Source organism: Pelovirga terrestris, assembly GCF_014773365.1.
Classification (GTDB): Bacteria; Desulfobacterota; Desulfuromonadia; order Desulfuromonadales; family Geopsychrobacteraceae; genus Pelovirga; species Pelovirga terrestris.
Genome location: NZ_JACWUN010000019.1, coordinates 1 through 25,963 on the forward strand (window position 1 = coordinate 1; position 25,963 = coordinate 25,963).

Below are 25,963 nucleotides of genomic sequence, written 5' to 3' on the forward strand. Positions count from 1 at the left end.
GAGCGGGACTGTTCAGTTACATAGAGCAGTTCCATCGTTTTCAACACACTTCGTGAACCGCCGTATACGGAACCGTACGTACGGTGGTGTGGGAGGACGGCAGGGGCGACCCTGCCTCCTACCCGATTGGGTTGATTTGTTAAAGTCTTTGTTACACGCATCCGTACCGGATGAACTTGCCAAAAACTCTGATAGAAAGGTTGTACAGGATGAAAAAGTTTGTCATTTCAGTATCTATTATCATGTTTGTTGCGACGAGCGGTTATGCGGCAACATTAGAAACAGAAGCTCAGAAAATCGGCTATGCCATCGGCATGAACATTGGCATGAACATGAAAATGCAGGAACTGGATATAGACCCGGAACAAGTGTCGGCAGGTCTTGTGGCCGCTTTTAAGGGCGAACCAACCCTGATGGAAGAAGATCAGATGGCGCAGATACTGATGGCTTTTCAGCAGCAGATGCAGGTGCGCGACATGGAAAAGATGGCTGCTGAAGCCACGCTAAATACCGTCGCGTCGCAACAATATCTTGAAAAAAACAGCAAAAAGAAGGGTGTTGTGACAACAAAAACTGGTTTGCAATATCGCGTCTTGTCTAAAGGTAAGGGGGCCTCACCCAAGGCTGATTCAACGGTGGATGTTCACTATCGTGGCACCCTGGTAGATGGAACCGAGTTCGACAGTTCTTATTCACGAGGGGAACCCGCCACGTTTCCGGTTGGTAATGTTATCCCCGGCTGGACCGAAGCACTACAGCTGATGAAAGAAGGGGATAAGTGGGAAATTGCCATTCCAGCTGAATTGGCCTATGCCGATCAGGGTGCGCCACCCGTCATCCCGCCAAGTTCCGCTCTTATCTTCGAAGTTGAGCTGCTGAAGGTCCATTAGTCCCCTTCCGACTCATTCTCATCGGGCAGTAAACGCCCGATGAGAATGAGGACAACGCCAAATAACAGTAATGTTTCAAACATGATCATTGCCTCCCTGGAATTTTCAGATCCAACGCTTTAACCTGTTGACATCAAGATAGCTCCTCAATGTGTCACAATAATTCACACTGATGGGGCAGCTGGCAGCGCAGTAGCAAAATCAATACGGGAAGCTATGGTGATTGTTTGTTTGTACCTATTCCGCTTTGTCCTTGCGCAAGGCCTTTGGATCCAGTGGCAAGGGTTTTTGTCGTTATGGACGGCGACAAAAAGCGGTCATGGAAGACGAAAAGTGTCCCTTGACAGAGGATTCTCGATCCGGTGCTGAACAGATACGTTTGTTTTTATTTAAAGAGGATCTGCACGTTGACTTCGATTTAAGACATCGTATACAGTATGCAGTTGCTGGACGCTAAAACACTTGTTTAACCATAGTTTTTAGAATGAAAAATCAGGACCAATAACCAATTTTCTAACGTGCTAACTGGAGGAGAGAGATGATTGACGCTTATCTGAAACACGAAGAGGAAAGAAAGGCCCAGGGTATTCCTGCGCTGCCATTAAATCCGGAACAGACGTCTGGGCTGTGCGACCTGCTACAGAATCCTCCAGCGGGCAAGGAAGAATTTCTGTTGCATCTGCTGACTGAACGGGTTTCACCAGGGGTGGACCCGGCTGCTGAAGTCAAGGCGGCATTTCTGGCAGATGTGATTACCGGTTCAAAATCGTCACCGTTGATTGATCGGGTCAAAGCTGTTCAGATTCTTGGTGCCATGATTGGTGGTTATAATGTCGATCCGCTGATCAACGCCCTGAAAGATGATGAGCTTGCCGATGCCGCCGCTCAGGCGCTGTCTGCAATGACTTATGTCTATGATGCTGCTGAGCAGGTTATTGATCTGGCTAAAACCAATGCAGCAGCGAAGAAGGTTGTGCAAAGCTGGGCTGACGCTGAATGGTTTACCGGCAAGCCGGCGTTGCCGGAAGTGATAACCGTCAAAGTTTTTAAGGTCGAAGGCGAAATCAATACCGATGACTTTTCGCCTGCCGGCGATGCCTGGAGTCGCCCGGATATCCCTTTGCATGCTCTGGCAATGGGTAAAACCCGCTTCCCTGGAGGTATTGAGGAAATTGCCAAGTGGCGCGCTGCAGGCCATCAGGTAGCTTTTGTCGGCGACGTTGTCGGAACCGGCTCCTCGCGCAAGTCAGCCTGTAACAGCGTTTTGTGGTGTATCGGTGATGATATCCCTGCCGTACCTAATAAGCGCCGCGGTGGCGTGATTATTGGAGGCGTTATTGCACCGATCTTTTTCAATACCGCCCAGGACTCAGGTGCCCTGCCATTACGCATGGACGTCAGTAATCTGAATATGGGTGACATTATCACCATCAATACCGCCAAAGGTGAGGTCACCAGCGCCGCCGGTGAGGTGATTACCACCTTTGAGATTAAGCCCTCTACGGTTCCGGATGAATATCGAGCCGGTGGTCGGGTGCCTTTGATTATTGGTCGTGCTCTTACCGGGGTTGCGCGCCAGGCGTTGGGACTAGGCGCTTCAGACCTTTTTGCTCAAGTCCAGAATCCTGAGCCGAAAGCAGGGCAGGGTTATACTCAGGCACAGAAAATGGTTGGTCATGCCTGCGGTGTTGCCGGGGTGTTGCCGGGCTGTTCCTGCGAACCAAAAATGACCACGGTCGGCTCCCAGGACACAACCGGGCCAATGACCGCCGACGAGTGGAAGGAACTCGCCTGTCTTCGTTTCCAGTCGCCCATGGTGATGCAATCCTTCTGTCATACCGCCGCCTATCCCAAACCGGCAGATATTAAAATGCACAAAACCCTGCCGCAGTTTATTGCCGAGCGTGGCGGCGTCCCTTTGCGCCCTGGCGATGGCGTTATCCACAGCTGGCTTAACCGGTTGTTGGTCCCCGATACGGTCGGCACCGGTGGTGACTCCCACACCCGCTTCCCGATAGGTATCAGCTTCCCAGCCGGATCCGGCCTGATTGCCTTTGCCGGTGCCCTCGGCTTTATGCCACTCGATATGCCGGAGTCGGTGCTGGTCCGCTTCAAGGGTAAACTAAATGAGGGCATTACCTTGCGTGATGCTGTCAATGCGATCCCCTACTGGGCGATCAAACAAGGCCTGTTGACCGTTCCCAAGAAAAACAAAGTCAATATCTTTAACGGCCGTATCCTTGAAATGGAAGGGCTCCCCGACCTGTCGGTCGAGCAGGCATTTGAACTGACCGATGCAGCTGCTGAGCGTTCTGCGGCTGCTGGTTGTATCCAGCTATCGGAGGAGAGCGTCTGCGCTTACCTGCGTTCCAATATCGCTCTGATGGAGAAGATGATCAAGGATGGCTACCAGGATGCAGAGACGCTGCGTAACCGGATCGATGCGGTCAAGGATTGGCTCAAGGATCCCAAGCTGATTCGCGCCGACTCCAATGCTGAGTATGCAGCCGTTATCGAGATCGATCTGGCCGAGATCACCGAACCGATTCTGGCCTGCCCGAATGACCCTGATGATGTGAAGCTTCTTTCAGACGTCCAGGGGACATCAATCCAGGATGTTTTCATCGGTTCCTGTATGACCAATATCGGTCACTTCCGCGCTGCTGCTGAAATCTGGCGTGGGGAGAAGTTCAACCCCAACGTACGTACCTGGGTCTGCCCGCCGACCCGGATGGATCAGGAAAAACTCAAAGAAGAAGCGGTTTTCTCGGTCTTCAGTGCGAAAGGAGCCCGGCTTGAAATTGCCGGTTGTTCCCTGTGCATGGGAAACCAGGCCCGGGTGCCGGACAAGGTCAATATGTACTCTACCAGTACCAGGAACTTTGATGATCGCATTGGTGATGGTGCGCAGGTTTATCTGGGCTCGGCCGAACTTGGTGCCGTCGTTGCCAATGTTGGCAAATTGCCGACTCCGGCTGAGTACTTTGCGGTATACAAGGAACGCATTGCTCCTAAAGAAGCCCAGATTTACCAGTATCTGCAGTTTGATGAGATGGAGGGGTACGGAGCCTGATCCATTAACCTGATAAGATATGTTACCAACAAAGGCCACCCGGTTTACGGGTGGCCTTTGTTAATGACGGCGGTACTTACCGGAACAGTTTTTTAACCTGGTAATGGACCAGAACGACCAGCAGCAGCAGGAAAACGGCCAGGCCGAAACGTGCACCCATCGTCTGGGCCTGCTGCAGACTGCTGCCGCCGAGATAGCCGAGACCCGGATAGCAGATACCCCAGAGGATTGAACTGATCAGGATGTAGCCGGTTGCCCCACGCCCGGGCATCTGCGACAGACCGGCAATAAATGGAACAATCCCGCGGATCGGTCCCAAAAAGCGGGCAAAAAACAAGCTTTTGCCACCATGAGTGAGGAAGAATTTCTGGGCGTAGCGGATCATCGTTCGGCGGCGGCGGAAAAAACGCATGCGTAAAAAAATGCCCCCATAGCTTTTGCCCAGCCACAGGCTGAGCAGATCACCACACAGGGCACCAAGGACAGCCAGCAGGATCAGGGTTGCCAGGTTGCCTTTGCCGGCAACAACAAGAAAACCAGCCAGAACGATGATGGTACTGCCCGGGATGAGCAGACCGGCAACCGGTAGTGATTCTGCGAAGGCGACAAAAAAGATCAGAAAATGATATTTGCCACCGGCAGGAAGAAACATCAGGATTTGCTGGATCCAGGCCTCCATCAGCAACCCTCTTCCGGTTCAAAATCGGCCAACCAACGATCAAAAACAATCACCTTGTCACGACCGAAGCCCTTGAGTTGTTTACGTACCTTGTCGATGCTTTTGACCAGGTTCGATTTGTCCGGATCTTTTGAGTAAAAGAGATCGGCATAGCAGATAATCTTCTCTTCCAGGGTTTCCGGAAGCAGATTACGCCGGGGCAGGGGCAGGTTGGCCTGTTCGATTTCTGCCGCTGTCAATCCTACCCCGGTATGACGTTCGCACACCCGTGCATGCGCGGGCAGTCCCAGCCCTTCGAGTAACCGGGCGCCGATAATGCCGTGCTGCAGATATGGCACCTCACCGTGACAGCCGATGTCGGGGGCATTGGTGAAGATCATGCCGATATCGTGCAGCATGGCCGCTTCGGCGATAAACTGCAGATCAGGGTTCTGTCCTCTCCGGCAGAGCGATCGGGCGATTTTAAGTGCCCGGCGGGAGACCCGGCGGCTGTGGTCAAGAAGGATTGTCCGCGCCGTCAGGTTGGACAGATAATATCGATCAATCAGATCCGCCGGTTTTAATCTGGTTTCCATCACAGGCGCATCGCTTTAATCATCCCAGGTGATGCAGGCCACCGGGCAGTTGTCCATCGCCTCCTCAATCTTTTCAATACGATCGCCCTTTGGGTCAAGAATGCCGGCTTTATGTTCCGACACCATATGAAAAACCCTGGGACTGATCCGGGTGCAGGTTTCACAACCGATACAGACATTTTCGTCAAGATAGAGCACTTTAGCCATAAGGAAATCCTTTGATGGTGATGTAGTGAAGAACGTTTCAAACTGTGGATCTTTGACTATTATTACCTGTTCGGGGGCACTTTGACAAACAAGATTCATTTTCCCGATGAAATATGGTAGTGAACAGGAATGGTCATCAACGCTGCGGGGCTCTGTCGTTGTGAAAAAACATGTTGGTTTACGTACTGAAATCCTGGTTACTCTGACGTTTCTTCTGGTTGCAGCTCTATTGTTAGGCGGTATGCTGATGTTGCGACTGACCGAGCAACGTTTGCTGGCGGAACGCTTGCGTCACCTGGATGAAACTGCCCGTTTTGTCGCCCTCGCTTTAGCGCAACAGCAGAAGTCAGCCGATTCCTCTCACCCCGGTCCGTCACGCCAACGCTTGCTGGATAAGCTGAGTGAGAATGCTAATTGCAACGGCTGGTGGCTGTATGATCAGGATCTCAATGCGGTGGAATCCTTCACCCGCACTGGACAACAGCCGTTTAGTCTGCCCCGCCGTCAACAGGTCAAACTTACCGGTAATATGGAATTGCGGGTCAATTTTCCGGCCCTGCTTAATCTGTTTGGTGCAACCGATGCCGGGGTTCATCTGGCTCTTCCCCTCTATGTCGATCAGCGCTTTGCCGGCGTGCTGGAGATGCACTTCAGCCTGGAGGATATCCGTCTGCAGTTGCTGGATGCCCTTAAAATACTGCTGATCTATGTGGCCCTCTATGGTCTGGTACTGATTGCTGCCGGTTATTATCTGCTTCAGCGCAATATTATCAAGCCGGCTAAACTGTTATTGCGGGCGACCCGGGATGTCGGTCGTGGTGATTTGAATACTCGCCTGCCGATCACCGGGCCGACAGAATTAGCTCAACTTGCCACCGCCTACAATGACATGGTGATGGCCCTGGATAAAAGTCAGGCGCAAACGGGTATTCATATTGAAGAACTGAAAAAGACCAATCGGCAATTACAACAGGCTCGTGATGAGCTGATCCGCAGTGAAAAAATGGCATCCGTGGGTCAACTGGCCGCCGGCCTGGCGCATGAACTTGGCAATCCGTTAGCGGCCTTGATCGGCTATCTTGAGTTGCTTAAAACCCGCTTGAGTGCGGCCGATAGGGACGTCGCGCAGCGGTGTCTGACCGAAACCCAGCGGATTGATTATCTGGTACGTGAGCTCCTCAACTTTTCTCGACCGGCGGATAAAAACAGTATTGATGAGGTTGACTGTATCGCTGAATTACGCGACTGTCGGGATCTGCTTGCGCGCCAGGGTACGTTCAAAGAGGTGCGGGTCGCTGATCAACTGGCTGAGGTTTCCGCCATAGTACAGATAAATCGGCAAAAACTTCATCAGGTCTATATCAATTTGTTGATCAATGCTGTTCATGCCTGTGAAAAAAAAGGGGCGATTGAGCTGACCGCCGGATGCGGAACGGATCATGTCTGGCTGCAGATCAAAGATAATGGCTGTGGTATTGCAGCGGGTCATCTTCCCCGAATTTTTGATCCTTTTTATACCACCAAGGCACCGGGAGAAGGAACCGGTCTGGGATTAACGATCTGTCACCGGATTATTGACGAGGCCGGTGGTCGGTTGCAGGTCGAGTCATGCCCGGGGCAGGGGAGTGTTTTCAGGTTGGTTTTGCCGTTGGCGGTTTGATAGGTAGTGGGTAGTGGGTAGTGGGTAGTGGGTAGTGGGTAGTGGGTAGTGGGTAGTGGGTAGTGGGTAGTGGGTAGTGGGTAGTGGGTAGTGGGTAGTGGGGGGGGGGCGCTGCGAAGAAAGGGGTCTTCGCAGCGACCCTTTTTTTATTCGACGATGGTGGCTTTCAGGATCAAGACGGCATCTTTGGGAACATCCTGATGATGGCCGGAATTGCCGGTTGGCACCTTGGCGATAGCGTCAACAACCTCCATGCCGTCAGTGACCTGGGCAAATACGGCGTAACCATAAGCGTTGGGAGTCTTTCCCTGGTGGTCGAGAAAACTGTTGTCGACCAGGTTAATAAAAAATTGACTGGTGGCACTGTCTACCACCTGGGTGCGTGCCATAGCGATAGAACCGCGGACATTTTTAAGACCGTTGTCGGCTTCGTTTTTAATTTGCCGGCTGGTTCCTTTTTGTTTCATGTCAGCAGTAAAACCGCCACCCTGGACCATAAAGTTGGGGATAACCCGATGGAAAATTGTCTGATCATAAAAGCCGTTGCGCACATAACCAAGAAAATTCTCAGTAGAGATCGGGGCTTTTTCCTGATTCAGGGCAATGGTGATCGACCCTTTGCTGGTTTCGATAATAACCTTTGGTTGTTGGCTCATACTTCCTCTCCTGTGAAATAGTTGGATGGCTGACGCAGATAAAACCTGTTCAGGTTATGGTTCAGGGCAACATCCTGGTGTAGAGATCGGGGTCTGGCATGGATTAACTGCCGGTCTGTGGGATACCCTTCGCGAGTAAATCGACAAATTGGTGACCTGGAATCGGGCGGCTGAACAGATAGCCCTGAAAAAGATTACATCCATTCTGCTTGAGAAAGTCGAGTTCAGGGCGGGTCTCGACCCCTTCGGCAATCACCTTAAGATAAAGATGTTCGGCCATGGCAATAATGGTGGCAACAATGGCGGCATCATTGGCATCGGTTTCAATGTCACGAACAAAGGACTGATCAATTTTGAGAATATCCAGGGGCATTTTTTTCAGATAGGTCAAGGAAGAATAGCCGGTGCCAAAATCGTCGATGGAAAGTTGCAGTCCCAGTTTTTTTAACCCCTGCATTTTTTCAATCGTGTCGATAATATTATCAATCACCAGACCTTCCGTCAGTTCAAAGCAGACCATGCTCGGGTTGACCCCGGTTTCATCCAGGATCGACTGAACCTGGCCGACAAACTCAGGTTGGCGGAACTGGCGGGGGCTGACGTTAATGGCGAGATGAGTCAGTCCCAGTCCTTGATCGTTCCACTGTTTTAAATGCCGGCAGGCGGTTCGCAATACCCATTCACCAATCGATAGAATCAAGCCACTGGCTTCGGCAATGGGAATAAAGGTGCCGGGTGAAATAAATCCCTTGGTTGGGTGGGTCCAGCGAATCAGCGCCTCAGCGCCAAGGATGTTGCCGTGATAATCGACCTGCGGTTGAAAATAAAGTGACAATTCATCGCGTTCGATGGCATGGCGCAGTTCTTTTTCCAGGGCGAGCCGATAGTCAGCCGCCGCCTGCATGCTTGGCAGGAAGAAGCGAATGGTGTCGCGCCCATCATCCTTGGCCCGGTACATGGCAGTATCGGCATAACGCAGGATATCACTGCCGGTTTCGTAGCTGCCGTCCACCGACGGAAACATGGCAACTCCGATACTCGGGGTGATATGCAGAATGTTGTCACGAATGATATAGGGTTCGGTCAGACGTTCCTTGATGTTTTCTGCCTTTTGTTGAGCAGCCGTCGCTGCCGCTGCCGACTCTGTGCCAAGGTCAGATAAGAGGACGACGAATTCATCTCCTCCCAGACGTGAGATGGTATCCTCGCTGCGCATATCGGTCGCCAGACGTTCAGCGACCTGCTTGAGGAGATCATCACCGATCGGGTGGCCGAGGGAATCATTGATATTTTTAAAACGATCCAGATCCAGAAAAAGCATGGCACCATAGTGGCCATAGCGTCTGGCACGAGAAAGGTTCTGCTCCAGGCGATTGATCAGCAGGCGACGATTCGGCAGCTCGGTCAAGGCATCATAGTACGCCAGATATTCAATCCTTGCCTCAGCCTGTTTGCGTTCGGTGATGTCGCGCAGCGTTGCACAGATTTTGTCAGCATTTTCCCGCTCGATCCCCTGATAACTGGCGTTAAGGGAACAGGGGATATCGTGCTGGTCTTTGTCGCGCAGGTGGATCTCGAAATCACGAATCTGGCCGCTTTGATTGAGGAGGTCGAATAGCTCGTCGCGCTCTTGTGTCAGGGGAAAGAGCCCTTCAACTTTGGTGCCGATTAATTCATCACGCTTGAACGCTGAAATTGCGGAGATGGATGGGCTGACTTCCAGGATCACGCCGTTACCGGCAAATTCGATATAGACATCCTGTAAATTTTCAAAAATGGAGCGGTAGGTTTCTTCACTCTTGCGTAGCTTGAAATGTGATTCGTTGAGGTCGTTGATGGCCTTCTGCAGCGCAGCGGTACGGCGGGTGACCTCTTCTTCAAGGTGTTCCTGATAGGCGCGGTTTTCAATGATCAGGCGCGCCCGCTCAAGCTCCTGATTGATCGCATGCAACAAAACCGACATGTCCTGAATCGGTTTAAGCAGATAGTTCCATGCCCCGCGATGGATTGCCTCTATCGCATCACCGATAATCCCGGTGCCGGAAACGACGATAATCGGAGTGTCTGGAGATTCCGCCCTGATCGTCTGGAGAACCTCGAGTCCGTCCATCTCCGGCATACGCAGATCGCATAGAACCAGATCCGGCTTTTCGCGGCGAAAGACCTCCAGTCCTTCGCGCCCGCTCCTCGCTTCAACCACGTCAAAATCATGATCTTCCAGAAACAGCTGGAAGCTGTTGCGGATCGGATCTTCATCGTCAATGGTGAGGATTAACGGGTTTTTTTGACGCCCCATGTAGACAACCTTGTTTTGAGAATGCTCATGATATTTTTTTACTATAACATTGTTGTGACTGAAATCAGTAAAAATATTTAGTATCTGTTCAGCACCGGATCGGGGTTCCTATGTCAAGGGACGCATTTTCGTCATCCCTGACCGCTTGTTGTCGCCGTCCATGGCGACAAACACCCTTGCCACAGCAACCCCGATCCTGCACAAGGACAGTGGTGAATAGTTGCAATATTTAAATCTATGGCCATTTTGCTCCGGCTTCTTTGCTACAGGTCGCCGGTCAGGTTCTGCAAGATAAAGAGCTTGGGATTGATGGTCGCAATCGCCTCAATCAGTTCCTGTAATTGGTCGGAATCGAGATTTTCTTCCGTGTCGGTGCCTTGAAAGTAGCGGTAGCCCTTGGGCAATTGGCTGTAGTTTCCTTCGAATAACAGAGCCACGTCAACCAGGTCATTGACTCTGCCGCTGGCTTCCCAGGGGTCACGATAGTTGTACTGACGGGCGGTAATCTGTAATCCCAGCTGGTTGGGGAACAGTGCCTTGACCTCAAAGGACAAATCGCGCGGCGACCCGTAGTGATCACTCCGCCCGGCGCGCCCTCTGACTCGTGCCCCCGCTGCCGAGAGCATGGCGGTTACGCTGTCTTCTGACATGGGGGGTGGTTGGGTCGTTGTCATAACGTCTCCAGTAGCTTGTCAAGTCGCAATTCCAGCCCCCATGTTACCGGCTTTTGCCCCTCTGGCGATAGTACCCACAGGGTCGGAATGTCTGATGCTTCCGGGGCGGGGCCAAAGCCATCGGTCAGGTAGATAATCGCCGCAGGGCGGGGTTGCATGAGTCGGGCATAGTCGAAAATCGGACGCAGGTCGGTAAAACCACCGCCACGAAAGGTTTCGATGACAGCGGGGTTGCCGCTAAAGGTCGAAATTTTCTGAATCCGGCTGCCCGCATAAAGCACGGTTATCCGGCTTTGCCGTGCCTGGGCAATCCTTAGTAGTTCTCCGGCGAAGGTTTCACGTAGAGGCTGGGTATCGGTGGAATCACTGACATCAATACCAACCACCAGGTTCAGATATTGTTTTTTGCGAATTCCCGGCGTTGTCTGATCGAAACGGCGATGGGCCCGCTTCCAGGTAGCGGTTTTGCCGACCCGTCCGGCGGTGCCGATAAACTGGCGCAGTATCTGTTGCCAGGGGATGGTCGGCGGGGTCAGGTAGGAGTGGATCAGGGCCCGCAGATCGCCAGCTCCTTCGTCTCTACTTTCATGCCAGGCCGATTGCACCATCTGCCGTACTACTTGTTCGCTCAGGGCCTCCGGGGTGCGTTCAGCGTCCTGCCAGTGCTGGTGATCATCCAGCGGTTGCAGCTGCATAGCCTCAAGGGTTGCTGCTGATCTGTCGGTCGTCTGTTCGCCGGAGATGTCAGCGGAATTGTCCCCATCGCCGGCGCCGAGTTGATCCCCCAGCCGTGGTATCAGTCGAAGCTGGTCGTAATATTCTTCAGCGGCCAGACCTAACCCCAGCTTCAGGCGTTCCGGGCGCGGCGCCTCGGCAGGCATGTTGTCAATTCCGGGGTTAATGGCAAGGTCGCAGGCCAGATCCCAGAGCCTGGGGTGGCGATCCCGGCGCCGGCACGGGTGCAGATGAAGGATATGCTTGACCAGATGTTCGAGCAGTGCCTGCTGCTCATCACTGGAAAAACAGGCAAAATGCTGCGATGAAACCATCAAGGTCGGCAGTGCATCGATCAGGGTCACAGCGACCGCTTTACGCCCCTGGTAGGGACGGCGCCGAAACTGCAGGAGAAAGTGGCCGTAAAAGGGGCGCTGTTTCAGCAACCTGACAATGGCATCTTCAAGCTGGCGCATTGGCGTTATAAAGCATCCTGACTGATGTTACGGATCGTATCCAGAATCGCGGCGTCGTACTTATCCTGGCACAAAACTGTGGCGATGGTCGGGATCCGCAGCAGGCTCTTGACCATGGCAAAGCGCATATCGCGGGGCAGAATATCGATATAGGCCACCAGATGATCCTGTTCTGCTTCATTGAGATGGATCTGTTGCTGCAGCAGGGAGGTCAGTTCGTTGATGGTCGCTGCCTGGATATCGTCACGTTGTTTTTCTGCCTGCCCGGCCACCTCGGGCCAGTGTTGCAGAATGTCCTGAGCACTCAAGGGACGCAAGCGTTGCTCATTGCACCACTGCAGAAAGGCCACGGCAGCTTCCTTGCCGATAACACCGCTGTAGACCTCCATTTCCAGTACTTGCGGGAAGCGGCAATGACGGCGCAGAATACTGATCATTTCCCAGGCGCGTTCAGAAGGCTCGACATGCATATCGAAGCTGGCATTATTCAGGGACAGCAGGTGCTGGTGAGAACCGATAAAGTGCCGTACCGATTGATCGAAGCCGGCTTGTTGGGCATAGACAGACCAGCAGGTGGCGTCAGACTCGACCTGAATGACCACCATGCGATCAAGCAGGGCCCGATCCAGTGGGGTGACCTGGTAGCTGCCGTCGGGTGGGTTGATGGCAACCACGACCCGATGCTGCGGTGCCAGTTTGTGCGTGTGCAACGAGCGTTGTTGCCCCTGGGATGGTGGTTCAACAAACTGAAAAATCGCCTGCAGGGTGTCTTCCTGTTGGGCGCGATTGAGTTCATCACAGTGAATAACTGTTGGCGCAGCATTGTCGGCCGGCCACCAGGATGGACGGGACCAGTGCATGGTCTCGTCTACGCGATAGGGAATACCGACCAGGTCACCAACCTCCATCTGTCCCAGACGTAAAGGAATATAACTGCGCTTGATCTCGCGACAGACCTGAATAATGCCGGCGGTTTTGCCGACACCCCGGTGACCAACCACACAAGGAGTCAGGTCGGTCGTCGTCAGGATTTCTTTGAGTACCATCTTCATCTGTTCGATATTCATGACGTACTCGTATTGGCTCGGCTAAAACGGTCAGTATCCCATTGATTGCAGAATGAAGGGGGGTAAACAGTCTCTTACTATGCCGGAAGGTACCGGTGAAAGTCAAAAGGAGGCTGGATCAGAACAGATTGCTATGCAAGAGGTTTAATGTAATCAGGTGGGGAGTTGGCTGAGCACTTCCCGGGTTTTATGTTTAAGCAGGTCAATGACTTCGTCATTCAGGTGAAAGCGCTCATAGCAGCCGTCGGGCAAATCACTCTCGTTCGTTCCCTGGCGGGCACAAAAGTTGAACTGACAGGCAAGAATATTCCCTGCGTAGGCCGCAGCGCTGACCTCCGGTTCAATCGGGGTGGTGCGCAGGTGATGGTGGGAGCGGATGGCTTCGACCAAAAAGGGTGGCAAATTCCACCATTGTGCCAGCATGGCCCCGATTTCAGCGTGATCTGTGTCGTAGATACTAGGTTCTGCCTTTAGCAGAGACCATTGATTTGTGTCAGCAAGGTCAATCGCTTGCTGGAATTTGTCCGGCAGGTAGTTAGCCAGTAACAATTTGCCTATATCGTGAAGCAGTCCGGCAATAAAAGCACGGTCCTGCATGCCGACATTGCTGCTGTAGGTCAGCTTGATCAGTAACCGGGAAATTGTTGCGCAGGCAATCGAATGTTTTTTGAAGCGGTTGATATCAAACCCGGGAACTTTACTGGTATCGGTTTTGACCGCCCGATACACTGCCTCCGACAATACCAGATTTTCGACGATGTCCGTGCCCAAGACAATAATCGCTTTTTTAATCGAGTCGACGAGAAAGCGCTGACCAAAAAGGGCTGAGTTGCCCCAATGCAGCAGGGTGGCGGACAGACTGACATCCTCACTGATGGCCTCCGCCATTCCTTCGATGTCGATGTCATCATCGCTGATACAGGCGCGCACCTGACTATAGGTTTCCGGCAAGGTTGGAAGCAGGGGAATGGTATTGATCAGCTTTTGCAACTCCAAGCCGTACTTGCGCTGATAGTGCGCCTGCCGCAGGGCGCTACGGAGGATTTCCTTAAGTTCGAGATCAATCCAGGGTTTGGGAATGATCTGCTGGGTGGACCCTTGGGCTAAAGCTTGCAGGACCCTGGTATGGTGGGGGTGACCCGTCAGGAGCAGACGAATGGTCGTTGGGTGGCGCTCGCGGATTTCCCAGAGCAGGCTGTTGCCGTCCATTTCCTGCATGACGGCAGCACTGACCACCAGATCAACGGGGTGGTCCACCAGGTGCTGCAGCGCCTGGCCGGCGCTTGAAACAAAATGGCATTCCCACTCCTCGTTTTGCAGTAATGTCTGCAGAGCAGCCAGTATCCCGGGATCTTCATCAATAAAAAGAATTCTTGGCGTGTCATTCATCGATCAGATTCCAGCCGGCAGCAAGAGGAAAAAGGAGCGGTGGTGAACCTTGCTAACCATAGTAGCATAAATGATAAATGATGTTGCTCTCTGTTTATGAGAAAATCCTGACTTGGCTAAGGGCTTTTGCTCCCTTGTTCCTGCAGTTGCAATAATTCACAGTTTTCAAAGCAGATCTGGCGAAAACCTTCAGAGATACGCTCATCAATCGCGGCACTCTTCCAGAAAAGAATAGCAGCTTGTCGGGCAGCAGCAAGTTCGCCCTCTGCTTCTTTGCGCAGCGATGGCGGAGTGAACAGGCGTGCCGGAATTTCACCGGCCAGGGGTTCATAGATGGTTGGGCGCATCCCATAGGCCGGCGCCAGAAGGTAATTGTCTTTACCGTGGGGCAAAAAAGAAATGTTGCCAAAATGCTGATTAGCATTACCGATCATGTCGCTGAACAGAGCCAACCAGTGAAGTTTTCTGGCTTCACTAAGGTAAATAATCCCCTGCTTCTGCAGGCGGGTTGCCGCTGACACCCAATCATCGCAAGGCTCCTGGATGCGGGAGTGCAGGGCGCGCAGCGACGTGGCCGGCAGACGTCCGAACAGACCGCGGCGATCAAATCGTTTGATACATAAAAAGGTCTGATTACCGCTGATGACCAGCCGTGAACGCACGGCATTCAATCCGGCGATGCGGATAGCTTCAAGTGCCAGATGTTCACACACCAGCAGGTCAGCATAGCGTCTGGCCTCCTTGCTGTCTGCCGCTGGTGAAAATTTAACCAGCATCCGGCAGGGGGCGCCACGTTCGTTGAGACAAACCGAGAACTTGGGCTGTTCTCCGCTAAGCTGTAGCGGAATGGTCTCTCTGGCCAGGGTTTTAAGCGCCAATTGCGGGTATTCAAGGGCCTGGCTGCCAAGCTCGATCAATTCGGGTGGATTGCGTACCAGCTCAAAATAGCGGGCAAGGGATTCTTCACCCAGAATCAGGTTGCCGGGTCGATCCTCACCACAACGACTGGTGGCAATCAGCATGTCCTCCTCAGTCCAGTCAGTGAGTCGCGGGGAAAGCTTAAGGTGGTCGCCGTAGCGAAGAGCAAAAGCACGAGCGCAATAACCGTTAATCAACAAGTCCTGGATTTGCCACGGCAAGTGATGGGAAATTTCACCGCTGCAGGTAATGGACTGCCACCAGTACTGTCCTCCCTGTAGTGGGGTCAGTTGACCGTAAGGGTGGACATCGCCTTTAACATCGATACTGTAAACCGGTAGGCGGTTAACCTCCTGTCCTGGTTTTTTGGGCAGGCCATAGCAGGTTGCACGTCCTTTTCCCATCACAACAATGTCATTCTGGATGCTGTTGATCAGCCGGGACAGGGTCGGTTGGCTGATGCCGAGTTCCCGGATCAGTTCACGTGACGTCATCACCCGATCAGCCAGCAACTGTAGCAATTGTTGTCGGTTGGTTTTCATAAAGCCCCTTTGATGAATATAAAGATGGAGCTAAAGATACTGATCGGGCCCTTTAAATCAAGGATAAAATTGTTTATTAGAATAAAAAAAACGATTAGCTTTGCAAGGTTAAACCAAGACACCGACAAAGCGCAGTGCCCTGGTTTAATTCAATGACGGGCAGATAGAGGTCAACGGGAAAAGCTGCGAGTTTTTTGTCGGGAAATTTTTCCGATAAACCAGCCGCCCAGAAAGACCCCGGCGCCGGCAAGAAACCACTGGATCATATTGGAGCGGTGAAAGCTGCTGTTTTCTTCACGCAGGACCTGTACTTCGCGGTTCAGCGACTGGTTTTGCTCTTCAAGGAGCTGATTGTTTTCGTACAGGGTCAGAACGTCAGCAGAATTTTCGCGCAGGTTTTCATACTGTTCGGTCACTTGTTTCAACTGTGTTCGGGTTTCTTCCAGTTGAACCACAAGATTGGTGGTTTCCGCAGCATCCCCATTAGACTCTTGCAGTTCAGTATAGCGCGCCTGCAGTTGTCGATTGCCTTCTTCAAGGGCAGCAATGTGCTTTTGCAGCTGGTCAATAATAAGCGTTTTCGGGAGTTCTCCAGTAATATACTGTTTCTGGACATAACCCTCGGTTCCATCTACGGTACGAAGCCGGTAAAAGCTTCCCTGCTCACCAAGAATAGTTACCGGGGTGTTTGATAATAACCGTGCGAGGACCTGATAGTCATTGGTAGTGTTGCTGCGTACGGTTACCAGCAGCGTGTCGGAAACATAGCGGGTTTCAGCCATTGCGGTACCGGCAAGGAGAGTGGCCAGCAGGCTGACCAAGAATAGCAATTTAAACTTCATCGAGTCATCCTCTTGAATTTTGGGAGCACACAAAGGGTGTTGCTGATACTAACCTCAATGAAGGTGGAATTCAAGTTGCCTTCGATCCGATCCCAACGACCTTCATAACCACCGGCGCGTAAGAAGTTTTTCTGCTTCAACGATAAGAAAGACGGCAGCCCCGATTCCCAAAGGAATCAACCAGTGACGTGCCTCCAGAGGGGCTGATCCGAACCATAGCTGCATGATGGGTGCATAAACAAATAACAATTGAAAACAGGCCAGAACGGCCACGGCCACCCAGGCCGCGGGATTGGCGATGAGGCGACCTGGCTTCAGGCTGGTGCGTTTAAGGTAGCGACTGTTGAATAGATAAAAAGCCTGGCCGCAGACCAGGGTATTGACGGCCAGAGTTCGGGCCATGTCGAGGGAGAGATCAAGGCTCCTCTCATAGAGAAAGATAGCAATTGTAGCACCACCAATGAGGATCGACACAAAGATAATGCGCCAGACAAAAATGCCCCCCAGAATCGAGGTGCCGGGTTGACGTGGTGGACGTTCCATCACCCCCGGCTCGGGCGGTTCGAAGGCCAGGGCCAACGCCAGGGTGACGGCGGTCACCATGTTGACCCAGAGAATCTGGACCGGAGTCAGTGGCAGAGCAATACCCAGAATAATCGCGGTGAGAATAACCAGCCCTTCCGCACCGTTGGTTGGTAGAATAAAAAGAATCGCTTTGCGCAGGTTGTCATAAATAGTTCGCCCTTCCTCAATCGCCCGCTCAATGGAGGTAAAGTTGTCATCTGCCAGAACAACTTCGGCGGCTTCCTTGGTGGCTTCAGTGCCTTTGATGCCCATGGCAATGCCGACATCGGCGCGTTTTAAGGCTGGGGCATCGTTAACCCCATCACCGGTCATCGCGACCACCTCACCATTGGCTTGCAGCGCCTTGACCAGGCGCAGCTTATGTTCCGGGCTGGTGCGGGCGAAGATATTGTAGTCTTTGGCCAATTGGTGCAATTCCTCGTCCGATGCTTTTTCCAGTTCGGTGCCGGTAATGACTTGATCCGTTTCGGTGATCCCCATTTCTCGACCGATGGCAACCGCCGTGCCGGCGTGATCGCCGGTAATCATTTTTACCTGAATGCCGGCCTGATGACAGATGGCAATGGAGTTGATTGCTTCCGGTCGGGGCGGGTCAATGATACCGACTAGTCCCAAAAAGGTGAGATCGCTGTCAATGTCACTGATGTTCAGGGCGTCTTGACCCTCCTTGGCCGGGCGCACCGCCGCTGCCAGCACCCGTAGCCCTTGGCTGCTGAGCTTCTCCACATGATCTTCCCAGAAGCTGCGATCAAGGGGCTCATCGCCGTTGGCCGTGCTGCGCTGAAAGCTTGAACGGTCGAGCAGTTGATCGGGTGCTCCTTTAACGAAGATCATCAATTCCCCATCAGCAACCCGGTTGAGGGTTGCCATGAACTTGTTATGTGATTCGAAGGGGATGGTGGCAACGCGCTCATAGTGGCTGTCATCAACAGCGGCCTTAGCTGCCAGGGTGCGCAAGGCGCCCTCCGTAGGTTCACCAGTGACCTGCCACTGCTGGTCCTTTTCGACAATCTCCGAGTCGTTACAGACAGCCATGGTCTCAATCAGATTAAAAACTTCCGGATGCTCTTTGAAATTCAGCGCTTTATCGCCATGATCCTGGTGGGTGATTATTCCTTCCGGCGCATAACCGGTACCACCGACTTCATAACTGTCGCCGGCAGTGACCAGATGGCGAGCCGTCATTTCGTTGCGGGTTAATGTGCCGGTCTTATCTGAGCAGATCACCGTAACCGAACCCAGGGTTTCAATGGCACTGAGTCGGCGGGTAATAGCATTGCGTCGCGCCATGCGTTGTACCCCCAATGCCAGGGTAATGGTAAAGATAGCGGGCAGTCCTTCGGGAATGGCGGCGACAGCGAAACCGATGGCGGAGAGGAAGAGTTCACCCACTGTATATTCGTGGAAAAACCAGCCGATAAACCACATAACGACCGCCATACCAACAATAACGACCGATAGCAGTTTGCCAAAGCTGTTCATCTGGCGGGTCAGGGGCGTGGCAATTTTTTCGACCTCGGCTATCATCGTGTTGATGCGGCCGATCTCAGTGTGGATGCCGGTGGCGGTGACGACGCCGATGCCACGACCGGTGGTGATCAAGGTGCCGGAGAAGGCCATACCGTAACGATCACCGATACCGGCGTCGGCAGCAACCGCTGCGGTGGATTTGTCCGCCGCCATTGATTCACCGGTCAGGGCTGATTCTTCAATCTGCAGATGAGTCGTTTCAATCAGCCGCATATCAGCCGGCACGCGGTTGCCGGAACGCAGCTTGACGCGGTCGCCGGGAACCAGTTCCTCAGCATTGATTTCCACCCAGCGCCCCTCCCGCAAGACCAGGGCCTGTAACGACAGCATTTTGCGAATCCCCTCCAGGGCCTCTTCAGCTTTGCCTTCCTGAATGAAACCGATGGCCGCATTGATGATGACCACGGCAAGAATGACGCCGGTATCGATCCAGTGACCGAGGAGTGCCGTTAACAGCGCAGCAGCAAGCAGCACGTAGATCAGCAGATTATGAAAGTGTTTGAAAAAACGCTTTAAAATCCCTTCTTTTTCCGCAGCAGGCAAGCGGTTGTAGCCGACTTTTTCCAACCTTCTCTGGGCTTCGGACTGACTCAGCCCCTTTGTCGGGCTGTCAAGTTGCTTGATGATCTGATCCGGGTCGATATGGTGAGGATTATCTGTCTGGTAAAGAGGTTCTTGTGGTGCGGTCATCGGGGTAGCTCTCCTGCTGAGGTTTGTTGCAGCGGCAGTGTTGAAAAAAACAAAAAATCATTGCCGTCAGTTGAAAATTCTAACAGGAGAGATCAGCCGGCACAAGGAAGTTGAGCGCTTTATGGTCCTGAAGGTATTACAGGATGGTGCAACCATAGTTGCCTTCCTGTTGTCTGGTTGCAGAAATAAATCAATCGCTGCACAGATACTAAAAAACGCAAAAAGGTAGTGACGACAGGTGTGGGATAACTGCTTTTTGCTTGATGAATATTCAAAAAGTGATGGTTACGATGAATTGTGCGGGTGAAAGACTAGTTTACATAGCCGCTACCGATGGCTGAGAAAGGCAGGCGCACGTCAAGGGCAGGGACTTGAGCTAAAATCCAGCCGGTGAAGGTGTTGCTGTTGGGGCCGGGAAAAACGCGATATTCGTTGGCCCACGGGTAGTCGTGCGCAGCCGTTTTAATCTGTGCTATCAACGCATCAACCTGGCTGCCACGGAAGTCAGCCAGCAGACGGGGCTTTTTGCCATACCAGTAGCGATCAGGCACATCAACCTCAACCCGCAGCACCGGCAGACCACGGTTGCCGCGCCAGCCGATGACTTCGTAGACAGTGTAATAGGGCTCGTCGGTACCTTTGGTCGCAATCCAGGTATGGACGGCAAACCAGCCCCGCCAACCCCAGGCGCGCGCTGCATAGACCTGAACCACCGCTTCCCGGTTGCGTGCCGGGTCCGGAGCTATTCCTGCCGGTTCTCGACTGGCAGTGCGCCAATCGCCATCGGAGCAGCCAGTCTGTATCATGAACAGTGCCAGTGTTGACAAAAGAATGAGCTTCTTCATGATAATAATGTCCTTACTTGTTCCAACAAAAACGGGTTGAATAAATTATACTCTCGCATGCTGAAGGTTTTGCTGGCAAGGGTTGGGATGGTGAAATTACCGACTTACTTTGACAGCGTGAGTTCAGCAGACTATCTTTGATTACGAAAAATTGTATCTGTTCAGCACCGGATCGGGGTCCCGATGTCAAGGGACGCATTTTCGTCATCCCTGACCGCTTGTTGTCGCCGTCCATGGCGACAAACACCCTTGCCACAGCAACCCCGATCCTGCACAAGGACAGTGGTGAATAGTTGCGAAAAATTTAAGTAATGGAATGGATCACATAGAAGGGAAGCTTTATGGGGATTGCCGCTGATATTGTTGTTATTGTGGTCGCCGCATTGATTGGTGGTTTGATTGCCCAGCGTCTGCGTCAACCGCTGATCCTGGGCTACATCCTGGCCGGGGTGGCGATTGGACCGTTTGCCGGTGGCTTATCCATGTCGGAAGTCCATGAAATTGAGAAACTCGCGGAAATCGGCGTCGCCTTGTTGCTGTTTGCCCTGGGGCTGGAATTTTCTCTGAAGGAACTCAAGCCGGTTAAGTATGTGGCGCTGATCGGTGGTCCGATCCAGATTCTGACCACCATCGCTTATGGCTACCTGATTGGTCGTTGGTTCGGTTGGGAGACCGGCCCGTCCTTGTGGATGGGAGGGCTGATTTCCATTTCCAGCACCATGGTGATTCTCAAGACATTGATGGCCCAGGGAATGATGGGAACCCTGTCGAGTCGGGTGATGATCGGCATTCTGATCGTTCAGGATCTGGCGGTTGTCCCTCTGCTGATTCTGCTGCCGCAAATCACCAATCCGGCGGCTGGTTTGCCTCTGTTGGGTGGGGCAGTGGTCAAATCCATCATTTTTCTGGCTATTATGCTGTTGCTTGGTACCCGCTTGTTACCGTTTCTGCTGATGCGGGTTGCCCGCTGGAACTCCCGTGAACTGTTTCTGCTGACCATTACCGCCATCGGCCTGGGCATCGGCTATGCCACTTATCTGGTTGGTCTTTCTTTTGCCTTCGGGGCTTTTGTTGCCGGGATGGTGCTGAGTGAGTCGGACTACGGTCATCAGGCGTTAAGCGACATTATCCCCCTGCGCGATCTGTTTGGTCTGCTGTTTTTTACCTCGGTTGGTATGCTGCTCAATCCCCAGTTTCTGATTGAACACTGGTTCGGAGTTTTTAAGCTGGTCATGCTGGTATCGGTTGGTAAAGCAGTGATTATGGCCATCATCGCCCGCGCTTTCGGTTATGGCAATATTGTGCCGCTGGCGGTGGCTCTGGGGATGTTCCAGGTCGGTGAATTTTCCTTTGTTCTGGGGCAGGTTGGTTATGGAGGTGGTTTTCTGAGTATGGAGCAGCATTCATTTTTGCTCTCTGCAACCATCATCAGCATGTTGATGACACCCTTGGTCTCCGGTTTTACCGCCCCCTTGTATCGTTTACAGCAGCGCCTGTTCAAGCGTGAAAAACTGGAATCTTTCAACCTCCCCCCTGGAGGGTTGCACGGCCATGTCGTGATTGCCGGGAGCGGGCAGGTGGGACAGAGCGTGGCTCACATCCTGACCAAACTTGACGTGCCTTTTGTCCTGGTCGAGCTTGCCCAGAATTCTATCAAGGAGAGTAAAAAACTGGGGTACCCGGTCATCTTCGGCGATGCCGGCTCACCGGTAGTGCTGGAAGCGGCCAATATCGCCGCGGCAAAACAGCTGTTGATCACTGTTCCTAATATTGTCACCACCGAGGCGATCGTTCGTCATGTCCACCTGAATTATCCTGACCTGAGTATGGTGGTCCGGGCTGTGGGGGCAGAACAGATGAAGGCCCTTTATGAAGATGGGGTGTATATGGTTATTAATCCGGAATTGGAAGCAGGGCTTGAAATCGCCCGGCAGGCTCTGCTGAATCTACATATTCCGGTACCCTTGATCCAGAAATTTACCGATGATGCGCGGCGCGAACGCTATTATGGCGACCGTGGTCAGCAGACGGTAGAGCAGGATCTTCATCTGCTCAAACACGCCCGTGATCTGATTGAGCTGACCTGGGAAGAAATTCAGGAGGAAAGTTTGCTGGTGGGAAAAAGTCTGCGTGAAATCAACCTGCGTCAGCAGACTGGTGCATCGGTGGTCGGGGTTCTGCGAGAAGGGAACTTTATCAGCAACCCCTCAGCTGATCTGGTATTTGCGGTCGGCGATCTGGTGGCACTGATCGGCAGCCCCCAGCAGTACCAAGCGGTCAGAGAGAGAATGGAGCCGTTGCACGGATAGAAAACCGGCCCCCTGAACAGGATGTAACTATTCAGCACTGTCCTTGCGCAGGGTCGGGGTTCCTGTGGCAAGGATGTTTGTCGCCATGGCCGGCGACCACAAGCGGTCAGGGATGACCCCATAGGAAATAATCGCGTCCCTTGACCTCGGATCCGAAGATCCGGTGCTGAACAGATACACCAGGATTTACTTCTGGTCTGCAAAAATTTCCTGCTTCAATAGTCCGTCCCTGCCGATATTACCCCTGATGGTCAGAAAAATGGCGAGCAGGACCGTCAGTGCCGTGCCGGTAAAAATCGCGATCATGATCGCAATCTGATATTTGATGGCTGTCATCGGGTCACCCCCGGCCAGAATCACTCCCGTCATCATCCCCGGCAGGGCCACCAGTCCAATGGTTGCCATGGCCGCAACGGTGGGAGCCAGAGCGGCATGAAAGGCTTTGCGCACGAAGGGCAGTAGCGCTTCCATCAGTCCGGCGCCCTGGGCCAGGGCGTGAATATAGGCTTTTTCCTGGCGCCGCAGGCTTTCATAGAAGGTTTGCATGCCAACGATATCAGCACGCAGACAGTTGCCCAGAATCATCCCGCTGATCGGGATGACATATTGGGCACCCAGAGCTGCGGAGTTCTGAAATACAAAGAAGACAAAAAATAGCAAGGGCATCAGGGTGCCGACCAGCAGAGATATAAAGACCCCGCCGGCGACAGCGCGCAAACGCAGGCCGCAACTGCGGACAATGGAGAGGTCAGCTATGACAATCATGACCAACAGCCATAAACCGGTCAGCAGGATGCTGTTGATTTTGAAAACAACCTGCAGGTAAAAACCGACAAACAGCAACTGCAGGGTCATGCGCACCATGGCAATCAGGGTGTCACTGATCATCGGTAGCCGCAGCCACATCATGATCGCCAGTGGGACAATAAACATCAGATAGGCCAGAGCCAGATTAAAAAAGCTGAGTTCACTAATGGTCATAATGGTTCCCGGGTGTGTTGCCGCAGGTCAACCGTCCGGTCAAGGGCGCCGGCCAGAGACGGATCATGGGATATGGCCAGAATTGTCAGTTCTTTCATCTCCCTCAGCAGCCGGGCGACGCTAAGGGTCGTTTTTTCATCCAGAGCGGAGGTTGGCTCATCGAGTAATAAAATCTCACGCTCAAGGAGCAGGGCGCTGATCAGGGCGATACGTTGTTTTTCCCCGCCGGAAAGAGTAGTTATCTTTTTTGATCGCAATGAGTCGGGCAGACCTAGTTGGCTCATCAGTTCGGTAATGCGCCGGGACGTCAGGTGCAGATGGCGGTTTCTTTTATAACTGAACGGGCGCGAAAAGACCGTTTCAACAGAGTCATCACCCAGATCCGGTTCCTGGTCGACGTAGGCCATGCGGGAGCGTAATTGCCAGGCAGACCGAGATGTCAATTCGTTACCGAATATGCTGATAGATCCTGCACTGATGGGGACAAAGCCCAGCAGGGCGCGCAGCAGGGTGGACTTACCAAAGCCGGAAGGGGCTTTGATCAGGAGCTTCTCGCCAGGTTCAAGGGTCAGGGACAGGTTTGAGAACAGGGTGGAGCCTGCAGCCCTCAACTCCAGCTTTTCAATATTGATGGCCTTGATAGCGGGATCCTTATTTGATGGTAGCTGTTTGCCTAACGAAGAGGTGATGGATATTTGAAAAACACCTGTTTTTGAATAATAACAGGGGATCGGTCATTTTGACAGATCCCCTGCAGGTTATGCTGTAGAGCTGTTATTTTGAAGAATTACTTGGTCCAGGGGGTTGCTTCAATGGCAACCTTCATCCCCTTGCTTTCGTACTCCGCTTTTTCCCAGGGCCAGATCGCCAGCCAGTCTGCTTCGACATTAGCTTTGCCATCTTTTTTCAGCGCCCAGTGGTATTTTTCCGGGGGCAAACCAAAAGAGCGGCCCTGGTCATCCAGGTTGAAGATGTGCTGCTTGTTGGCGACGCGGCCACCCTCGTTGTTCCAGTTGCCGTATTTGTAGCGATCCCAGCCGCTGCGACCATCAAAGGCTTTGAGGACAGCTTCGGCCTGATTGCCGTGGCACTTGGCGCAGACTTCAACAGCCGTCTTGTCGAACAACCAGGGGCTTTCCGGATTATTGCCGACATTGTGGGTGGCATGGCAGTCAAAGCAGGCCATCTGGGCGTGGGTGCTGTGAGAGCCGACAATGGTAGAACTGAGCATCAGGTCCATATCCTGCTGATGGTCACGGCGCCCCTTGCCGTCAATGGAGACCTGACGGTTACCCTTGCCCCAGGCTGGACGGGTGTATTGCATCACCTCTTCATAGGTGTGTTGCCCCTGGATGAAACCACGGTTGTCGTTGGAGCCCTTACCGTATTTGACGTTGGTTTGGGCGCGGGTGTGACAGTTGTTACAGGAAACCATGCGCGCAGCCGGATCAGTCAGTTTGGCCGGGTTAACGATATTGGCACTGGAGGGTTTTTTGGCATGGGCTGCACCCGGGCCGTGACAGGCTTCACAGGAGATATTGGTGGTGACTGCGAACGTATCGCGCAGGTGCTCGCGCTTGCCGGCGATATAGTCATCCTTAGCCTGATACCAGGCATCCGCATCGAAACCGGTGGTGTGGCAACCGATGCACTGCTCCTGCCAGGAACGCCAGGTGCCATAGTTGTTCTTGTTGATATCGCCGTCTTTTGGTCTGACTTCAATGAACAGGAATTTATAGCCGGCGCGCTCCTTGTTGCCGGGGTAATCAACCACGGTGGATTTGTCCAGGGTCCAGGAGATACCGCGATCCTGGGTCGTGGCCAGCCAGGCCTTGCGCGGGCCGCCGTCATAATACATGGCGTAGCGCTGCTTGCGCTGGCTGCCGATGATCAATTCGACATCCTTGAGGGCGACCTTCTCGATGTCGATGTAGTTGGTATTGGCATCTTTGCGATCAAGGATCACGTAGGTATCAAGCTTGTCCCAGTCACGGACGATCCAGGGGTAGATCTTTTCCTTGCCCCAGGGATAACGCTCATCGGAATAGCTGTTGTAGATTTCCGGGAAGGCTGGGCCCCATTCTGTCTTCATCGTGTGCCAGCTGGTTGACCAGTCTTTGTGCTCCTGTGCGTGGCACATTTTACAGGTATCCGGACCGGCGTAGCCCTCGGTTTTCCAGCCTTCATACTGGTTGGCAAAGGCGTTTGCTGTCAGACCCACAAACACCAGGGTCAGACAAAAAATAAATCTTCTCATGTACTTACCTCCATGTGGCAGTTGTTGTGTTGATTCGATGAATAGATCATCGGTGATGGTGCCTATCTTAGGAAGGGGTTGCCAGCAAAACCAGATAAAAGTAATCAC

At 52.8% G+C, this 25,963-nt stretch carries 22 protein-coding genes; 5 read left to right on the forward strand and 17 right to left on the reverse strand.

All coding sequences use genetic code 11. From position 1 onward, the window contains the following. Nucleotides 1-209 precede the first annotated feature (209 nt). Nucleotides 210-890: a BamJ family beta-barrel-assembly machinery protein gene (locus ICT70_RS13505; RefSeq protein ID WP_191157517.1), complete on the forward strand. Its 681-nt coding sequence runs from the start codon at nucleotides 210-212 to the stop codon at nucleotides 888-890. Nucleotides 891-1,428: 538 nt separating this feature from the next. After that, the gene (locus ICT70_RS13510; RefSeq protein ID WP_191157519.1) at nucleotides 1,429-3,963 is read left to right on the forward strand and encodes a bifunctional aconitate hydratase 2/2-methylisocitrate dehydratase; all 2,535 of its coding nucleotides are present in this window, start codon (nucleotides 1,429-1,431) and stop codon (nucleotides 3,961-3,963) included. A 76-nt stretch (nucleotides 3,964-4,039) separates the two neighbouring features. On the opposite strand, the gene ICT70_RS13515 is transcribed toward ICT70_RS13510, so the two are convergent. The 3 genes from ICT70_RS13515 to ICT70_RS13525 are packed head-to-tail and all read right to left on the reverse strand — an operon-like array spanning nucleotide 4,040 to nucleotide 5,424. Further along, nucleotides 4,040-4,642 (reverse strand): DedA family protein, encoded by a 603-nt coding sequence (locus ICT70_RS13515; protein WP_191157521.1) that lies wholly within the window; start codon nucleotides 4,640-4,642, stop codon nucleotides 4,040-4,042. After that, nucleotides 4,642-5,217, reverse strand: coding sequence for an HD domain-containing protein (locus tag ICT70_RS13520; protein ID WP_191157523.1), 576 nt, complete (start codon nucleotides 5,215-5,217; stop codon nucleotides 4,642-4,644). The genes ICT70_RS13515 and ICT70_RS13520 overlap by 1 nt, the downstream gene beginning before the upstream one ends. A 15-nt stretch (nucleotides 5,218-5,232) precedes the next feature. Continuing rightward, entirely contained in the window at nucleotides 5,233-5,424 is a 192-nt protein-coding gene (locus tag ICT70_RS13525) for a ferredoxin (protein ID WP_191157525.1), read from the reverse strand. Between the two features lie 106 nt (nucleotides 5,425-5,530). Here ICT70_RS13525 and ICT70_RS13530 point away from each other — a divergent pair, with 106 nt between their 5' ends. Next, nucleotides 5,531-7,084, forward strand: coding sequence for a sensor histidine kinase (locus ICT70_RS13530; protein ID WP_191157527.1), 1,554 nt, complete (start codon nucleotides 5,531-5,533; stop codon nucleotides 7,082-7,084). A 146-nt stretch (nucleotides 7,085-7,230) separates the two neighbouring features. On the opposite strand, the gene ICT70_RS13535 is transcribed toward ICT70_RS13530, so the two are convergent. The 10 genes from ICT70_RS13535 to ICT70_RS13580 form a co-directional block, all read right to left on the reverse strand. Continuing rightward, nucleotides 7,231-7,740, reverse strand: a complete 510-nt coding sequence (locus tag ICT70_RS13535; protein ID WP_191157529.1) for a peptidylprolyl isomerase — start codon at nucleotides 7,738-7,740, stop codon at nucleotides 7,231-7,233. 103 nt (nucleotides 7,741-7,843) lie between these two features. Continuing rightward, entirely contained in the window at nucleotides 7,844-10,036 is a 2,193-nt protein-coding gene (locus ICT70_RS13540) for an EAL domain-containing protein (protein WP_191157531.1), read from the reverse strand. A gap of 263 nt (nucleotides 10,037-10,299) precedes the next feature. Continuing rightward, complete coding sequence (locus ICT70_RS13545; protein ID WP_191157533.1) at nucleotides 10,300-10,710, reverse strand: hypothetical protein; 411 nt, start codon at nucleotides 10,708-10,710, stop codon at nucleotides 10,300-10,302. Then, nucleotides 10,707-11,900: a vWA domain-containing protein gene (locus ICT70_RS13550; protein ID WP_191157534.1), complete on the reverse strand. Its 1,194-nt coding sequence runs from the start codon at nucleotides 11,898-11,900 to the stop codon at nucleotides 10,707-10,709. Before ICT70_RS13550 ends, ICT70_RS13545 begins: the two co-directional genes overlap by 4 nt. 5 nt (nucleotides 11,901-11,905) lie before the next feature. Then, complete coding sequence (locus tag ICT70_RS13555) at nucleotides 11,906-12,967, reverse strand: hypothetical protein (protein WP_191157536.1); 1,062 nt, start codon at nucleotides 12,965-12,967, stop codon at nucleotides 11,906-11,908. A gap of 153 nt (nucleotides 12,968-13,120) precedes the next feature. Continuing rightward, on the reverse strand, nucleotides 13,121-14,356 hold the full coding sequence (locus tag ICT70_RS13560; RefSeq protein WP_191157538.1) for a response regulator: 1,236 nt from the start codon (nucleotides 14,354-14,356) through the stop codon (nucleotides 13,121-13,123). Nucleotides 14,357-14,472: 116 nt separating this feature from the next. After that, a complete protein-coding gene (locus ICT70_RS13565) occupies nucleotides 14,473-15,816 on the reverse strand; it encodes a HipA domain-containing protein (protein WP_191157596.1) in 1,344 nt (447 codons plus the stop codon). A gap of 170 nt (nucleotides 15,817-15,986) precedes the next feature. Then, entirely contained in the window at nucleotides 15,987-16,658 is a 672-nt protein-coding gene (locus ICT70_RS13570; protein ID WP_191157540.1) for a TIGR04211 family SH3 domain-containing protein, read from the reverse strand. Between the two features lie 102 nt (nucleotides 16,659-16,760). Further along, a complete protein-coding gene (locus tag ICT70_RS13575; RefSeq protein ID WP_191157542.1) occupies nucleotides 16,761-19,463 on the reverse strand; it encodes a cation-transporting P-type ATPase in 2,703 nt (900 codons plus the stop codon). A 311-nt stretch (nucleotides 19,464-19,774) separates the two neighbouring features. Beyond that, nucleotides 19,775-20,308, reverse strand: a complete 534-nt coding sequence (locus tag ICT70_RS13580) for a DUF3750 domain-containing protein (RefSeq protein WP_191157544.1) — start codon at nucleotides 20,306-20,308, stop codon at nucleotides 19,775-19,777. Between the two features lie 137 nt (nucleotides 20,309-20,445). Here ICT70_RS13580 and ICT70_RS13585 point away from each other — a divergent pair, with 137 nt between their 5' ends. Continuing rightward, nucleotides 20,446-20,601 (forward strand): hypothetical protein, encoded by a 156-nt coding sequence (locus ICT70_RS13585; protein WP_191157546.1) that lies wholly within the window; start codon nucleotides 20,446-20,448, stop codon nucleotides 20,599-20,601. 48 nt (nucleotides 20,602-20,649) lie between these two features. Then, entirely contained in the window at nucleotides 20,650-22,617 is a 1,968-nt protein-coding gene (locus tag ICT70_RS13590) for a monovalent cation:proton antiporter family protein (RefSeq protein WP_191157548.1), read from the forward strand. A 27-nt stretch (nucleotides 22,618-22,644) separates the two neighbouring features. Here the strand turns inward: ICT70_RS13590 and ICT70_RS13595 are convergent, their stop codons facing one another. From ICT70_RS13595 to ICT70_RS13610, 4 genes are all read right to left on the reverse strand, one after another. After that, nucleotides 22,645-22,797: a hypothetical protein gene (locus ICT70_RS13595; protein ID WP_191157551.1), complete on the reverse strand. Its 153-nt coding sequence runs from the start codon at nucleotides 22,795-22,797 to the stop codon at nucleotides 22,645-22,647. Between the two features lie 6 nt (nucleotides 22,798-22,803). Beyond that, entirely contained in the window at nucleotides 22,804-23,598 is a 795-nt protein-coding gene (locus ICT70_RS13600) for an ABC transporter permease (RefSeq protein ID WP_191157553.1), read from the reverse strand. Further along, nucleotides 23,595-24,209, reverse strand: a complete 615-nt coding sequence (locus tag ICT70_RS13605) for an ABC transporter ATP-binding protein (protein WP_191157555.1) — start codon at nucleotides 24,207-24,209, stop codon at nucleotides 23,595-23,597. The genes ICT70_RS13600 and ICT70_RS13605 overlap by 4 nt, the downstream gene beginning before the upstream one ends. 176 nt (nucleotides 24,210-24,385) lie before the next feature. Continuing rightward, a complete protein-coding gene (locus ICT70_RS13610) occupies nucleotides 24,386-25,855 on the reverse strand; it encodes a multiheme c-type cytochrome (protein WP_191157557.1) in 1,470 nt (489 codons plus the stop codon). Nucleotides 25,856-25,963: the final 108 nt, after the last annotated feature.